Origin of the sequence: Embleya australiensis (genome assembly GCF_051903075.1) — a bacterium.
In the GTDB taxonomy this organism is placed as follows: domain Bacteria; phylum Actinomycetota; class Actinomycetes; order Streptomycetales; family Streptomycetaceae; genus Embleya.
The window spans coordinates 3410171-3424273 of the sequence record NZ_CP182423.1 but is presented as its reverse complement, the minus strand read 5'-3'; the positions used below and the strand labels follow the sequence as shown (position 1 = coordinate 3424273).

The following is a 14103-nucleotide window of genomic DNA, read 5'->3' as shown; positions in this document are numbered from 1 at the left end:
CGCGACCGTAAGAGGGCTTGACGGAAAGACGCAAGTACGGAGCGGGCCGGGTGGGATCGGCCGCCCGATTTACGTCGACATGGCGGACGAGGGCCGGGCGATTCGGCACACGGCCTTCACCGCCGCGAGGGGCCGGCCCCGCCGGGTTCCGCGATCCGGTGCGACGCGGTGCGCGAGCGGGTGCACGGGTCGAGGGCCATGGTGTCCTCGATGAGCGCTTCGAGCCGGCGGTCGGCCCACGGTCGCGTCTCGGTCAGCGGCACCCGGCGCCGGCCGCCGACGATGTCCTCCAGGACGTCGGTGGGCGTGACGCCCGGCCCGACGAAGCGCGGGGTCGCGGGGCCGGCTCCGGTCCACGCCCAGCGCAGCGTGGCGCCGAGGCTGTAGACCTCGGCGGCGTCCGTGAGTTCGAGATCGACGTCCGCCGCGGTGGTCAGCAGCAGGCGGGCGATCTCGGGGGCGGTGGCCTGGTCGCCACCGCCCCGGTAGGGGCCCGGCAGCGGCAGCAGTTCGCGGTGGTGGGTCAGCTCGAAGTCGATGAACTCGACGTCGTCGTCGGGGCCGCCGATCAGCACGTTGCCCGGGTGCAGGTCTCCGTGGCGCCAGCCGGCCGCGTGCCAGCGGCGCAGGAGGGCGAACGCGCGGTCCGCGATCCGGCGCAGCCGGGGGGCCGCGTGCGCCGGATCGTCGCGGTGGGCGGCGCACCACTCCCACAACGTGGTACCCGGGCTCCAGGCGAGGGCGGTCCACGCACCGGTGCCGACTCGGGCGTACGCGCCTGTGTGGGCGGTGAGTTCCGCCTCCGACAGCAGGCGTACGGCCCGCGCCTCGTGGAGCAGCGCCGCCGCGGCGGTCGGGTCGTCGGCGGTGCGGATCTTCCAGTCGGCGGTGCGCCAGGCGTGTGTGTGGTGGGGGCTCAGTGGCGCGGGGGGTTCGGTGACGCCCAGGGCCTCGACGGCGGCGGCCAACAGCGGGTCCACGGTGACGTCCTCGTTCTCGCGGCCGGTGACCCGGGGCGGGTCAGTCGTCCTTCTTCCACCCGAGGGGTTCCTGGGTCTGGGTGTAGGCGGCGATCGTGCGCGCGTCGACCACGTGGATCAGGAGTCGGCCGTCGGGCACGACGTTCGCGCAGACGGCGTCGTCGTAGTGGTGCTCGGGCAGCGGACCCGCCGCGCGGGCCGGGGGTGCGGCGCGGCGGCCGAGGATCAGCGGTGTCATCGGGGGTTGCGTTCCTTCCGGTATCGGGTTCCGGCTTCTTCGTCTTCCCCGTGTCGCCGGGCGGGCGAACGGGCGACGCCTTGCATTCTGTAACAGGTCTTCACGCTACGGAACCGGAAATCGAGGATTCTTCCGCCGATCGTGATGCGGACCGCGTCTCGTGGCCGGGTCGTGTCGTGGTCCGTCCGGGCCGGTCCCCACCGGCGTGCGCCGACCCGTCCATCACACGCGCCGGTGAACCGCCGTGGCAATCGGCTGGATTGCGCGAACAAAATGCCGCTCCCCCACATGCGGTGAATGTTGCTCAACCCCCCGCTCCACCGGCGCAACCCGTTGCCCCCGGCCGCACACCGTGCGTGCATGGGACCCGTTCCCGCACCGCCGCCCCGTCGGCGTGCGTGCGGGCTTCCCGTCCTCCCACCGCGAATCGGGGATCCCCTTGTTGTCCGCCCGACACACCCTGCTCCCACGACCGGCCCGTATCGCCCTGGCCCGGGACCCCCGCCTCGGGGGTGGCAACCTCTGGCGCATCGCGCTGGAGCACAGCCGGGCCCCCGACGCACCCCTGCTCGTCTCGGATCCGCCGCTCGTGGTCGGCGACGGAACACCCCGGCGGGAGTTCGGCATCGCCGCACTCGACGCCCTCGCCGAGGCATGGGCGTGCCACTACCTCGACCGGGGTGTACGACCGCGCGATCGGGTCGCCGTCTACCTCGACGACTCCTTCGAGGACCACGTACACCTTGCCGCCCTGGCCCGGATCGGCGCGATCGCGGTCGTCGTCAACGGCCGGATGCCGCCCGAACTCGCGCTCGGTCTGCTGGATCGCGCCGACCCGGTCGGCCTGTACACCGACCCCGCGCACCTGGAACTCCTCGCCGGTCGGCACCGGGAACTGCCCGGACTGCGCTGGACGTTCACTCGCGCGGACGTACCCGGGCCCGGCGACTCCGACCTGCCGGACGGGGCGAGGTTCCGGCACGGCGACAACGACCCGGTGTTCCTGTGCCATTCGTCGGGTACCACCGGCCGGCCCAAGCTGGTCACCTGGACCCACCGACAGAGCGTCGCGGGCACCCGGTTCCGGCTCGCCAACCAGCCCGAACCCGACGATTCGCTGCTGCTGTGCGCGGCCCCGCTCAGCCACGGGGCCGCGATCGCGATCACCTCCTTCGCGCTGGCGGCCGGTCTGCCGATGGTCGCCTCCGCCGATCGCAGCGCGGCCGGTCTGGCCCGCGCCGCCGCCGCACACCGCCCGACGACGATCTTCGCCTTCAACCACACGCTGGCCGAACTCGCCGTCTCGGAGCCGGATCCGGCGGACTTCGCCTCCGTGAGGGACTGGGTGAACGTGGGCGACTCCGCGCACGAGGCGCACGTGCGGCGCCTGGTCCGGATGGGCGGGCGCACGGTCGCCGGCAACGCGGTAGCGGGCTCGGTCTTCAACGACATCCTCGGCTCGTCCGAACTGGGCTGGGCGGCGCTGCGTCGCTCCACGACACCCGACACGCCGTCGTCCCCGCGCCACCTCGGCAGGCCCGGCTCGGCGATGAAGGTGGCCGTCCTGCGAGCGGACGGCAGCCATGCGGACGTGGGCGAGGTGGGCCTGCTCGGTGTCCGCGGCGAATCGGTGACCACCGGCTATTGGAACGACTCGGACACCTACCATCGCAGCTTCCTCGGCGGCTGGTTCCTCTCCGGGGACCTGGTGCGCCGCACCGCGGAGAACCACTACTTCCACGTCGATCGGGTCGTCGACACCATCCACACCTCCGAACTGCCGGGCCACTCGGTCCTGATGGAGGAGGTGATCCTGCTCGCCCTGCCCGAGGCGGCCGACTGCGCCGTGGTGGCGGGCGGCGAGCGCGGCGCGAGCGTACCGGTGGCGGTGGTCCGGCTGCGCGAGGACGGCGCGGACCCCGCGGTGCTGCTCGCCCGCGCCAACACCGCGCTTGCCGCCGCCGGCCAACCCGACCTGGCCGTCCTGGACATCGCGACCGACGACACGGACCTGCCCGTCGGCGTGACCGGGAAAGTGCTCAAACGTCAACTACGCGCGAAATACCGTGACTTGGCCGACCATCCGACCCGCGCGCCGCAGCCGCCGGCTGCCGACCGGCCACCGCACGGTCCCCCGCAGGAGGAATCCATGCCCCATCCCACCACCGCCGAGGCGACCGTGCGCGCGATCGCCGCCGCCGTCCTGGAGGCGGAGCCCGAACTCATCGCTCCCGATGCGGCGTTCCACGCGCACCTGGAGATGGACTCGCTCCGCAAGACCGAGTTCGTCGCGCGCGTCGAACGCGCCTTCCGGGTGCGGTTCCCCGTCGAGGAAGCGGCCGAACTGGACTGCCTGACCGACGTGCTCGCCGCCCTGCGACGACACGGCGTCGAGCACTGCACCGTCGCCGACGCCGACCCGCGCACCGACCGGGGAGCCTCGCGATGAACCCCGTCGACCTGCTCCTGCTGCGCCACATCGCCGCCGGCCGGGGCGACCGCCCAAGCCTCGTCGACCGCACCGGCACCATGACCTATACCGAACTGGCCGAGGCGGCGAACGAATACGCCGGCGCACTGGCCACCGCCGGGATCCGCCCGGGAGCCCGTGCGCTGGTGGTCTCCGACGACACTGCGGATGCGGTCGTGGCCGTCCTGGGCCTGTGGTGGCACGGATGTGTGCCGGTCGTGCTCAGCCCGATGCTCCGCGACGCCGAACTCGCGTTCATCGCCCGGGACTGCGCCGCCGAATACGCGGACCTCGACCTCCCGCGCGAACGGCGCGACGCACTGTCGGCGGCCCTGGGCTCCGTCGCCTTCCGGCACGAAGGCCGCGAACTCCGCAGCCGGGCACACGAGTTCGTCGACCCCGGCTCCCCTGCGGCATTCGCGGAGGGCTCCGAGGTACTGGTGCAGTACACCTCGGGCAGCACCGGTCGCCCGCGTGGCGTGCGGCACTCCATGGGCGGGATTCGCGCCGTGCTGACCGGCTTCGGCGGCGTGCTCGGGCTGACCGGGGCGGACACCGTGCTGTCCACCGCGAAGCTCTCCTTCGGCTACGGCTTCGGCAACTCGCTGCTGTTCCCGCTCGCGGCGGGCGCCTGCTCGGCGCTGCTCGCCGGTCCGGTGGACGCGTTCACCGTGATCACGGCGATCCACCGGCACCGGCCGACCGTGTTGTGCGCCGTGCCGAGGGTGTACGAATCCCTGCTGAGCGCGGTCGCCACGCGGGGGGCGGCGCCGGACACCTCCTCCGTCCGCCTCGCGGTCGCCGCCGGCGAGCACCTGCCCGCCGACCTCGCCCGCCGCGCGACCGAGGGCTTCGGATTCCCGCTGGTCAACGGCTTCGGCGCGACCGAGGTCCTGCACATCGTGCTGGCCACCCCGCCCGACGCCCCGCCGTGCGGCTCCACCGGCGACCCGGTGTCGGGCGTGACGGCGACCGTCCGAGACGAACACGGGCGACCGGTGCCGACCGGGACCCACGGCCGGCTGCACATCGTGTCCGCGTCCGCCGCGCTCGGCTACATCGATCGACCCGAGGCCCAAGCGGGCACGTTCACCGACGGCGGCGTCTACCCGGGGGACATCGTGTACCGCACGCCCGACGGGGACTTCCGGCACGTGTGCCGTACGGACGACCTGCTCAACATCGGCGGCCACAAGGTCGCGCCGGCGGAGATCGAGGCGCTGCTGAAGGCGATCGACGGCATCGTCGACTGCGCGGTCGTCGCCGACCGGGACGTGGCCGGCCTGCAACAAGCCATCGCCTACGTCGTGTTGCGACGCGGCGCGCAGCCGGAGGTGGTGCGCCGGAGTGCCCTGCGCGCCATCCGCGACGGGTTGCCGCCGCACCGGCGCCCCTCGCGCATCGAAGCGGTCGACGCGCTCCCGACCACCTCCACCGGGAAACTCGCCCGCTTTCGGCTGCGCACCCCCGAGGAGGCGCGATGACCTGGGACATCGTCGGCATGGGCGCGGTGTCCTGCCTGGGGGACGAACCGCGGGCAATCCACGGGGCACTGTGTCGTGGCGAGAGCGGGGTCGCTCCGTTGCGCGCCTTCGACCGCTCCGCGTTCCGGGTGCGGAACGCGTACGAGATCGACGATCGTGCCGTGCCGGGCCGCGACGAGCCCGGCCGGGCGAGCCGCTGGTTGCGCGCGGCGGTCGCCGCGGCGCTCGCGGACGCGGGACTGGCCGATGCGGCCCACGCGGACGGGGATGCGGACGGCACCCGAGCCGGCGGGATCGCGGACATCCCGGTGCTCGTCGGCACGACCCTGCGCGAGTTGCGCTCGGCGGAGCTGTGGTGGCGCGACGGCAGCGAACTCCAGCCGGCCGACCTGCACTTCGCCCGGGTGTTGCGGGACGCGTTCGGCACCGTCCGGACCCACACCGTGGCGAGCGCGTGCGCCGCGTCCCTGTACGCCCTGGGCATGGCCACCGACCTGATCGCGCTCGGCGCGGCCGAGACCGTCGTGGTGGCCGGCACCGACTCCCTCACCGAGAGCGCCTTCGACGGCCTCGACCGCGTGCAGCACCCGGCGCCGCAGTCGGTGCGCCCGTTCGATCGTGATCGCCGGGGCATGGTCATGGGCGAGGGCGCGGTGGCCGTCGTCGTACGCCGCGCCGGTACCCACCACCGACCGGCGCACGCCCGGGTCCGCGCCGTCGCGATGAACTGCGACGCCACCCATCCGACGGTGCCCGACCCGGCGAGCGTGACCTCGGCCGTGCGCGAGGCCCACCGGCGGGCCGCGATCCGGCCCGAGGACGTCGACCTGGTCGTCGTGCACGGCAGCGGTACCCATCACAACGACGTGGTCGAATCCCGGGTCCTGAGCGAGGTGTTCGGCCGGGTCCGGCCCGGCCCGGCGGTCACCTCGATCAAGTCCGGCCTCGGCCACACCTGCGGCGGCTCCGGCCTGATGAGCCTGGTCGTCGCGGTACTGGCGATGCAATCGGGGGTGATCCCACCGATCACCGACCTGCACCGGCCGATCCCCGAGGCCCGGGACCTGCGCCTGGTCGCGGGCGAGCCGGCGCTCGGCGATTTCACCACCGCCCAGATCCACGCGATCGGCCTCGGCGGGATCAACGCGGTCGCCGTCGTGGGGAAGGCGTCGTGATGTCCGGCGGCGCGCCACGAGGGCAAGCGGCCGTGGTGCCCGGCGACCCGCTCCCCGTGATCACCGGCTGCGGACTCGCGGTCTCCGGTCTGCGTGACGAATACGACCTGCTGGAGCCGATCGCAACCGGCGCCGAGCGCGATCCGGACGCCGGGCGCGCCGGTCCGGGAATGCGGCACAAGGACCGCGCCTCCCGCCTGGCCCTGCACGCGGTCCGCAGAGCCCTCGCCGGCGCGGCGCTCCCCGACCCGGCGGCCACCGCCGTCGTCGTCAGCAGCAACTTCGGCAACCTCGACACCGTCTGCGACTTCACCGACACCATCGCCGCGGAGACCGTGATCGGCCTGAGCCCGATCCGGGTCCCGCACATGTCGAGCAACGTCACCGCCGGCTGGGTGGCCCTCGAACACGGCCTGCGCGGACCCGACATCACCCTGTGCAGCGGCACCACCGGCGGCCTGGACGCGGTGTTCTGGGCCGCGGCGCTGCTCGCCGCCGGCCGCGCCGAGGCCGCCGTCGTGGTCGGCGTCGAACCCGACACCGCCCCGGTGGCCCGACTGCACCGCGAACACGGCGCCCGATCATGGCTGGACGGCGCGGCCTGTCTGATCGTCGAGAAGCCCGAACACGCCCGCGCCCGGGGTGTACGACCGCGTGCGGCGATCACCGGGTACGGCCGGGCAGCCGATCGTGCCGACGCGGTCCGGGAGGCGACGAAGGCGTACGACGGCCCGCTCGGACTGTGGGTGGCGTCCGGACCCGGGGGGCTCGACCTGACCGCCCGGCTCGGCCGCTGCTCCGGCGCGCTGGGTGTGCTGCAATGCGCGGCCGCGCTGGCCCGGTTCGACCGGTCGGCGGACGACGCGGTGCCGGCCGTCGCGGGCGACGACCACGCCGGTACGCCGGGCGAGGGCGATCCCGGCGGGGTGGCGGCCGTACTGCTCACCCGCCCGGAATCGGGTCGCGCGGGAGGTGATCGGCATGGCTCCGAGGTCTGACGAGCGCCGGCCCGTGCTGACCGGCCTCGGCGCCGTCTCGTGCCTGGGCGCCGGCGTCGGCCGGTATTGGGACGCGCTGCTCGCCGGCGGCGCCGTGCCCCGCGAGGTCGACCTGCCGCACCTGAACATGCGGGCGACCCGGATGTACCGGGTACCGGGCGCGGCCGTCCCCGAGCACCCGCGCCGGCATGCCGGTGTCCCGCTCGGCGCGGTGCCTCGGATGGCGGTGGCGGCCGCGCTCGAAGCGCTCGACGACGCCGGGATCGCCGGGCCCGACCGGGCCGACGTGGCCGTGGTGACGGGCTCCGAGATGGGCAACGCGAGCGTGCAGGAGGAGCGGCGCGGCGCCGACGGGGCCGGCCGGCCGCGCTGGACGCCGCTCGCGGTCGCCGGCGCCGCCGTGGGTACGGCCATCGGCTCGCAGCGGGGCAACATCTCGGTGGGCAACGCCTGTTCGGCGGGCGGCTACGCGCTCGGCATCGCCTCGGACCTGATCCGCTCGGGGGAGGCGTCGGTGGTCCTGGTCGGCGCCGCGGACGGGGTCACCCGGGTCGGCATGGGCGGCTTCGACCGGCTCGGCGCCGCCGACCCGCACCGCTGCCGTCCCTTCGCCCGGGACCGGGCCGGCACCATGTTCGGCGACGGCGCCGCGATGGTCGTGCTCGAATCGGCGGCCCACGCACACCGACGCGGGGCCCGCGCGTACGCCGAACTCGCCGGGGTGGCGTGGAGTTGCGACGCCCGGCACCCGACCGCGCCCGACCCGGACGCGGCGCAACTCGTGCGCGCGATGCGCGAGGCCCTGGCCGACGCGGGTCTGCGTCCGGACCGGGTGGGCTGTGTCCTGCCGCACGCCACCGGCACCCCGCTCAACGACGCGGTGGAAAGCCGCGCGCTGCGGCGGGTATTCGGCCGGCACACGGACCGCCTCCCGCTGTTCGCGCTCAAGGCGATGATCGGGCACACCTCCTCCGCGGCCGGGATCTTCGCGTGCCTGACCGCCGCGTTGCTGGTGTCCCGGGCGCGGATTCCCGCGAACGCCCCACTGGAGCAGGACCCGGACTGCGACGTGTGGCTTCCCCGGGAGGGCCCGCTGCGGCTCGACCGGCCGGCCGTATTGGTGAACACGTGTGCCTTCGGCGGCAACAACTCCTCCTTCGCGCTCACCGGACCGGGCGGGCCGACATGACCGGCCCGGCGCGGATGCGCGTCACCGGACTGGGGATGATCGCGCCCGGTGTGGACCGGCCCGATCGGGCGCTCGGGCCACGACCCGTCCCGGAGTCGGGGTGGTTCCGGGTCGCGGACGCCCTGCCCGGACGCGGCTATCGCCGGTTGCCCGCCGGTTGCCTCCATCTGCTCGCCGCCGCCCGGGCTGCGGTGATCGACACCGGGCCGTGGTTCACCGAGGTGCCCGCGGACCGCAGGGCGGCGATGGTGGGAACCAACAACGCCGGGGCGGCGCTGATCGAGGAGTTCGACCGCACGATCATCGACCTCGGCGCCGCCGAACTGTCCCCCGCCCGCGTCCCGTACATGGCGATGAGCATGTTCGCCGCCCGTCTGGCGCCCGAGCACCGACTGCGCGGCTTCGACCTGACCACCAACTCACCGGCCGTGGCGGGACTGGACGCACTCCAGAGCGCCGCACGCGCACTCGCCGCCGGCCGCGCGTCGGTCGTCCTGGCCGGCGCGGTGGAGGAACCACCCGCGCCCGCACAACAATCCGGCACCCGAACCGCCCACGCCCCGACCGACATCGGCGCCGCGATCCTCGTCTGCGAACCCGAGGACGCACCGGTCGGCGGCACGACCGTGCACGGATACTGCGCGACGCACAGCGCGTTCGTGCCCGGCCCCGACCGCGTGCGGACCGTACTGGCCGCGCTGTGGGAGCAACTCGCCCACGACGGCCCGCCGCCGTGCCGCATCGACGCCGTGCTCGACGACTCGGCGATCGGCGCGGCCGTCGCCGCCGGGTTGCCCGAACACGCCCCGGACAGCGAGATCACCGCCATACCCGCGGCGAACGGCGGCGGTTGCCTCACGCCGGTACGCCGCGTCGTCGGCCGACTCGCCGCACCCGGCGACCGTACCGAACGCACCGCGATCGTCGCCGCCTCCGCCCACGGCCACCTGTCCATCACCGTGATCACCCCCGCCGGCGACCCCGGGCGCCACCCGTCACCACTCGACACTCCCACGACATCGACCACCACATCGACCACCACGAAGGGACACCGACCATGACCAAGCCCGCACCCACCCGCGAGGAACTGCGCGACTTCTTCGTCGAGGAACTCGAACTCGGCGACGAAATGCTGGCCTATGACAGCGAGTTCGCCGTCGACCTGGGCATCGACTCGCTCACCACCATGGAACTCGTGGTGCAGTTGGAAAAGCGCTACGGGGTCCGGCTCGCCGAGGCCGAATTCGCCGAACTCACCTCCGTGAACGCCGTACACACGGTCCTGTCGGCCCGGCTCGGGGCGGCCTGACGTGGCGCACACCTCCCGACCGGTCGCGGTCGTGACCGGCGGATCCCGCGGCATCGGCCGGGCCGTGGTGCACCGGCTGGCCGAGGACGGCTTCGACGTCGCCTTCTGCTACCGATCCCGGCCGGACGCGGCGGCGAAGGTCGTCGCCGAGGCCGGCGCGACCGGCGCCACCGTCGTGGCCCACCGGGCCGACGTCGCCGACCCGCACGAGGCGCGCGCGCTCGTCGCCGTCGCCGAGGCGCGCCTGGGACCGCTGTCGACCCTGGTCACGTGTGCCGGTGTGGTGCGCGACGGGCCGCTGGTACGGATGTCCGACGACGACTGGGGCGAGGTGATCCGCACCAACCTGGACGGCACCTACCACGTCTGCCGCGCCGCCGCCCTCGCGCTGATGCGGCACGGCGGCGGCTGCATCCTCACCCTGTCCTCGGTCGCCGCCGCGCACGGCAGCGCCGGACAGAGCAACTACGCCGCGTCCAAGGCGGGCATCGTCGGCTTCACCACCTCGCTGGCCCGGGAACTCGGCCGCTTCGGCGTGCGCTCCAACGTGGTCGCCCCCGGCCTGATCGACACCGACCTGACCGCCGAACTGCCGCACGCGGCACGGGCATCCATCGTCGACCGCATCCCGCTGCGCCGCCCGGGCACCCCCGAGGAGGTCGCCGACCTGGTCTCGTTCCTGGCCTCGGACCGGGCCCGCTACATCAACGGCCAAGTGATCGGGGTGGACGGCGGGTTGATCCTGTGACCGCCCACCCGACCCCCGGACAACCCGGCAAGTGGCGGCCGGGAGCAAGGAGTTCGCGATGTACGACGTGATCGTCGTCGGTGCCCGCTGCGCGGGCGCGCCGACGGCCATGCTGTTCGCCCGCGCCGGATACCGCGTCCTGATGCTGGAACGGGCCCGGTTTCCGCGCGACACGCTGTCCACCCTGTACATCCATCAGCCGGGCGTGGCCCTGCTCGACGCGTGGGGCGTACTCGATCGGGTCACGGCCACCGGCTGCCCGCCGATCACCGCCGCGACGCACCGCATGGGAGAGGTGACCCTGGCGGGCACACCGACCCCGATCCGGGGCATCGACGCGGCCTACGCGCCGCGCCGGTATCTGCTCGACACCGTGCTCGCCGAGGCCGCGACCGCCGCGGGCGTGGAGTTTCGCGAGCACTGCGCGGTGACGGACGTGGTCTTCGACGGCGAACGGGCCGTCGGGGTGCACTGGCGTGCCGGGGCGAACACCGGCATCGACACCGCCCCGCTGGTCGTCGGCGCGGACGGCATGCGGTCCGTCGTGGCGAACGCCGTCCGGGCGCCGGTGACCCGGGAGAACCCCGTGCTCAGCTGTGTCTACTACGGCTACTGGGAGGGGGTCCCCGCGGACCGGTTCGAGGCGTACGCCGTGCGCGGACACTGGGTGGGCTGCGTGCCGACCAACGACGGCCGCACGCTGATCGGCGTCTACCGCCCGCAGGCCGCCTACGCCTCCCTGCGGACCCGCCCCGAGGCCGGCTACCTCGACGGTCTCGCCGCGGCGGCACCCGAGTTGTCCGAGCGGGCCAGGGCCGGTACCCGGGTGGAGCGGCTCTTCGGCTGCGGCAGCCAACTCAACTTCTTCCGTCGCGCGTCCGGTCCGGGCTGGGCACTGGTCGGCGACGCCGGCCACCACAAGGACTCGATCACCGCCGACGGCATCACCTCGGCGTTTCGGCAGGCCGCCCTGCTCGCCGCCTGTGTGGGCGCCGACCTGCACGACGAGCCGCTCCTTCGGGCGGCGTTGCGGCGCTTCGCCCGGCACCGGGACCGGTGGCTCGCCGACCGTTACACCGATGCCCTCGCGCTCGCCCGGCTGCGCCCCGACCGTGGGCGCGAACGGCTGGCCGCGATCGCCGACGATCCGGCGCTGACCCGGCTGTTCCTCGACCGGGCGGCCGGACCGGCGCCGGACCTGACGGACGTACTCCAGGAGGGGCGGGTACCCGCATGACCACCACGTTCGGCCTCGCCTTCCCCGGCCAGGGCACCAGGGCCGCCACGCTCGCGGCGGCCCTGCACACGCACCGCCGGCACCCGCTCGTGGTCCGGCTGCTCGACACCTTCGACGCGGTCGACCCGGATGCCCTGGACCTGGCCGACACGGCCGTCAATCAGCCGGCCGTGTACGCGGCGGGCATCGCCGCCGTCGAGGCCGCCTTCGGACCGGGCGTCCGGCCGGCGGTGGCGGTCGGACACAGCCTCGGCGAACTCACCGCCGCCGCGTGCGCCGGATTCCTGGACACCCGCGACGCGTTCGACCTGGCGCTCGCGCGAGGCGCGCTGTGTCGGACGCAAAACCTCCGCCGGCCGGGCGCGATGGTCGCCGTGGTGGGCGCGGGGCCCACCGACATCGAGTGGCTGCGCCGTCGTGTACTGGCCGAGCGCGGCGGCATCCTGGAGGTCGCGGGCCTGAACAGCGCACGCCAGGTCGTGTTGTCCGGCGACCCGGCGGCCGTCGACGAGGCGGTGCGGATGGCCGCCGAACTGTGCCTGCGTGCGGAGCCGTTGCCCATCGCCGGGGGTTTCCACAGTCCGCTCATGATGGACGCGGTCCCGCACTGGCGCGCCCGGCTGGCGGCCGTGCACTTTTGCCCGGGCGCCGCACGGTTCGTCTCGGCGATCGACGCACGGGCGCACACCGATCCCGACGACGTGCGCGAACGGCTGGCGCAGGGGCTCGTGTTGCCGGTCCGCTGGCACGAGGCGCTGCGCGCGGTACGCGAGTCGGGCGTGCCCGGACTGATCGACGCGGGGCCCGGGGACACGCTGCTCCGACTCGGCCGCCGGGATCGCACGATGCCCTTCGTCGGCATCGGCGACGCGGCCTCCGCGCCGGAGCCGGCCGGCCGTGCACACGCGGGAGGCCGCGCATGATCCGCGCCGTTCCCGACCTCGCCCGCACCGGACCGGCGGCACGCGGCGCGGATCCGCGCGCCGACGCGCTGCTCGCCCCGGACATCGTCCCGACCGCCCCGTTCGCCCCGCGCCGGCCCACGTGCGACCGCCGGGTCCTGCTCACCGGCGGGACCGGCTTCCTCGGCGCCTTCCTCCTGCGCGAACTCCTGGACCGCACCGACGACGACGTGTGGTGCCTGGTCCGCGCCGACGGCCCGCAACACGCGCGCCGGCGCCTCCAGGAGACGATGCGGCGCTACCTGCTGTGGGACACCGACACAGCCGCCCGGATCGTCCCGATCGTGGGCGACCTGACCCGGCCGCGCCTGGGCCTGGCCCCACGATCGTGGTCCAGGCTCGCCGAACGTGTCGACGTCGTGCAGCACTGCGGGGCGCGGGTCGGGCACGTCGCGGGATATGCGCCACTGCGGGACGCCAATGTACGCGGTACCGCCGAGGTGTTGCGGCTGGCCTGTGCGGATCACGTCAAGCCGGTGCACTTCGTCTCCACCGCCGCGCTGTCCACCGACCCGGCCGATCCCGCCGGGCAACCCCCGCCGTCCGGGCCGGCGGCGACCGGCTACGTGACGAGCAAATGGGTCGCGGAGCGGCTGGTGCACCAGGCCGGCGAGCGGGGTGTGCCGGTCGCCGTGTACCGCCCCGGGCGGATCGGCGGCCACTCGGTCACCGGCGCGTGCCAACTCGACGATGCCATCTGGAATCTCGTCCGCGCCGTGGTGCTCTTGGGGGCGGCGCCCGACGTCGCCGCCTCCCGGGTGTCGTTCACGCCCGTGGACCATGTGGCGCGCGCCATCGTGCGCGGAAATCCCGGCAACTCGTCCGGCACGCCGGTGCGTTACCTGCTCAACTCGTCCGCGCTGTCGCTGCGCACGCTGCTCGAACACGTGGCGCGGCGGTTTCCCGTCGCCGTGGTGCCGCCCGACGAGTGGTGCGCCCGCCTGTGGGACGCGCGGCACGGGCACGACGGCGCGCTCACCCGGGCGAGCCTGCTGCTGACGTCCTACCGGGCGCTGCTCGCCGGAACCGCTCGACCGCCCGTCGCCGACCCGCAGGGCGATCCGGCCGGGGCGGACGACGCCGACATCGGGGGCCCGGCGCTCGACGGCAGGCTGATCGACGCCCATCTCGACTACTTCGAGTCGGTGGGTTTCCTGCCGGCCGCCACACCACGATTCCCGGCATGACGGTCCCCCGAATTTTCGGCAACGATCGGGATTTCGACCGCTTTTCGTCCCGCCCCCTCGACCGGTGCGGCGGCCGGTTGATTCGTATTGTCGGCGTAAGGAACAACCGACTGGGCCATGGAGAAC

The 14103-nt window shown here is 74.2% G+C and carries 13 protein-coding genes; 11 read left to right on the top strand and 2 right to left on the bottom strand.

Features of this window, described 5'->3' with window-relative positions:
• Positions 1 to 116: 116 nt before the first annotated feature.
• Both ACMXN5_RS45085 and ACMXN5_RS45080 read right to left on the bottom strand, forming a co-directional pair.
• Positions 117 to 980, bottom strand: a complete 864-nt coding sequence (locus ACMXN5_RS45085) for a phosphotransferase (RefSeq protein WP_439680671.1) — start codon at positions 978 to 980, stop codon at positions 117 to 119.
• A 40-nt stretch (positions 981 to 1020) separates the two neighbouring features.
• The gene (locus ACMXN5_RS45080; RefSeq protein ID WP_380002243.1) at positions 1021 to 1218 is read right to left on the bottom strand and encodes a hypothetical protein; all 198 of its coding nucleotides are present in this window, start codon (positions 1216 to 1218) and stop codon (positions 1021 to 1023) included.
• A gap of 442 nt (positions 1219 to 1660) precedes the next feature.
• Between ACMXN5_RS45080 and ACMXN5_RS45075 the strand changes: the two genes are divergently transcribed.
• The 11 genes from ACMXN5_RS45075 to ACMXN5_RS45025 are packed head-to-tail and all read left to right on the top strand — an operon-like array spanning position 1661 to position 13977.
• Positions 1661 to 3667 carry an AMP-binding protein gene (locus ACMXN5_RS45075; protein ID WP_439680670.1) on the top strand — a complete coding sequence of 669 codons (2007 nt, stop codon included), beginning with the start codon at positions 1661 to 1663 and terminating at the stop codon, positions 3665 to 3667.
• Complete coding sequence (locus ACMXN5_RS45070; RefSeq protein WP_439680669.1) at positions 3664 to 5172, top strand: AMP-binding protein; 1509 nt, start codon at positions 3664 to 3666, stop codon at positions 5170 to 5172. Before ACMXN5_RS45075 ends, ACMXN5_RS45070 begins: the two co-directional genes overlap by 4 nt.
• The gene (locus ACMXN5_RS45065) at positions 5169 to 6347 is read left to right on the top strand and encodes a beta-ketoacyl synthase N-terminal-like domain-containing protein (RefSeq protein WP_439680668.1); all 1179 of its coding nucleotides are present in this window, start codon (positions 5169 to 5171) and stop codon (positions 6345 to 6347) included. Before ACMXN5_RS45070 ends, ACMXN5_RS45065 begins: the two co-directional genes overlap by 4 nt.
• The gene (locus ACMXN5_RS45060) at positions 6347 to 7345 is read left to right on the top strand and encodes a beta-ketoacyl synthase N-terminal-like domain-containing protein (RefSeq protein WP_439680666.1); all 999 of its coding nucleotides are present in this window, start codon (positions 6347 to 6349) and stop codon (positions 7343 to 7345) included. The genes ACMXN5_RS45065 and ACMXN5_RS45060 overlap by 1 nt, the downstream gene beginning before the upstream one ends.
• The gene (locus ACMXN5_RS45055) at positions 7329 to 8534 is read left to right on the top strand and encodes a beta-ketoacyl-[acyl-carrier-protein] synthase family protein (protein WP_439680665.1); all 1206 of its coding nucleotides are present in this window, start codon (positions 7329 to 7331) and stop codon (positions 8532 to 8534) included. The genes ACMXN5_RS45060 and ACMXN5_RS45055 overlap by 17 nt, the downstream gene beginning before the upstream one ends.
• Positions 8531 to 9595 carry a beta-ketoacyl synthase N-terminal-like domain-containing protein gene (locus tag ACMXN5_RS45050; RefSeq protein WP_439680664.1) on the top strand — a complete coding sequence of 355 codons (1065 nt, stop codon included), beginning with the start codon at positions 8531 to 8533 and terminating at the stop codon, positions 9593 to 9595. Before ACMXN5_RS45055 ends, ACMXN5_RS45050 begins: the two co-directional genes overlap by 4 nt.
• Positions 9592 to 9843: an acyl carrier protein gene (locus tag ACMXN5_RS45045; RefSeq protein WP_439680662.1), complete on the top strand. Its 252-nt coding sequence runs from the start codon at positions 9592 to 9594 to the stop codon at positions 9841 to 9843. Before ACMXN5_RS45050 ends, ACMXN5_RS45045 begins: the two co-directional genes overlap by 4 nt.
• A gap of 31 nt (positions 9844 to 9874) precedes the next feature.
• Positions 9875 to 10591, top strand: a complete 717-nt coding sequence (fabG, locus tag ACMXN5_RS45040; RefSeq protein ID WP_439680661.1) for a 3-oxoacyl-ACP reductase FabG — start codon at positions 9875 to 9877, stop codon at positions 10589 to 10591.
• A 58-nt stretch (positions 10592 to 10649) separates the two neighbouring features.
• The gene (locus tag ACMXN5_RS45035; protein WP_439680659.1) at positions 10650 to 11828 is read left to right on the top strand and encodes an NAD(P)/FAD-dependent oxidoreductase; all 1179 of its coding nucleotides are present in this window, start codon (positions 10650 to 10652) and stop codon (positions 11826 to 11828) included.
• Positions 11825 to 12751 carry an ACP S-malonyltransferase gene (locus ACMXN5_RS45030; protein ID WP_439680658.1) on the top strand — a complete coding sequence of 309 codons (927 nt, stop codon included), beginning with the start codon at positions 11825 to 11827 and terminating at the stop codon, positions 12749 to 12751. The genes ACMXN5_RS45035 and ACMXN5_RS45030 overlap by 4 nt, the downstream gene beginning before the upstream one ends.
• On the top strand, positions 12748 to 13977 hold the full coding sequence (locus tag ACMXN5_RS45025; RefSeq protein WP_439680657.1) for a thioester reductase domain-containing protein: 1230 nt from the start codon (positions 12748 to 12750) through the stop codon (positions 13975 to 13977). Before ACMXN5_RS45030 ends, ACMXN5_RS45025 begins: the two co-directional genes overlap by 4 nt.
• The last annotated feature ends 126 nt before the right edge of the window (positions 13978 to 14103 follow it).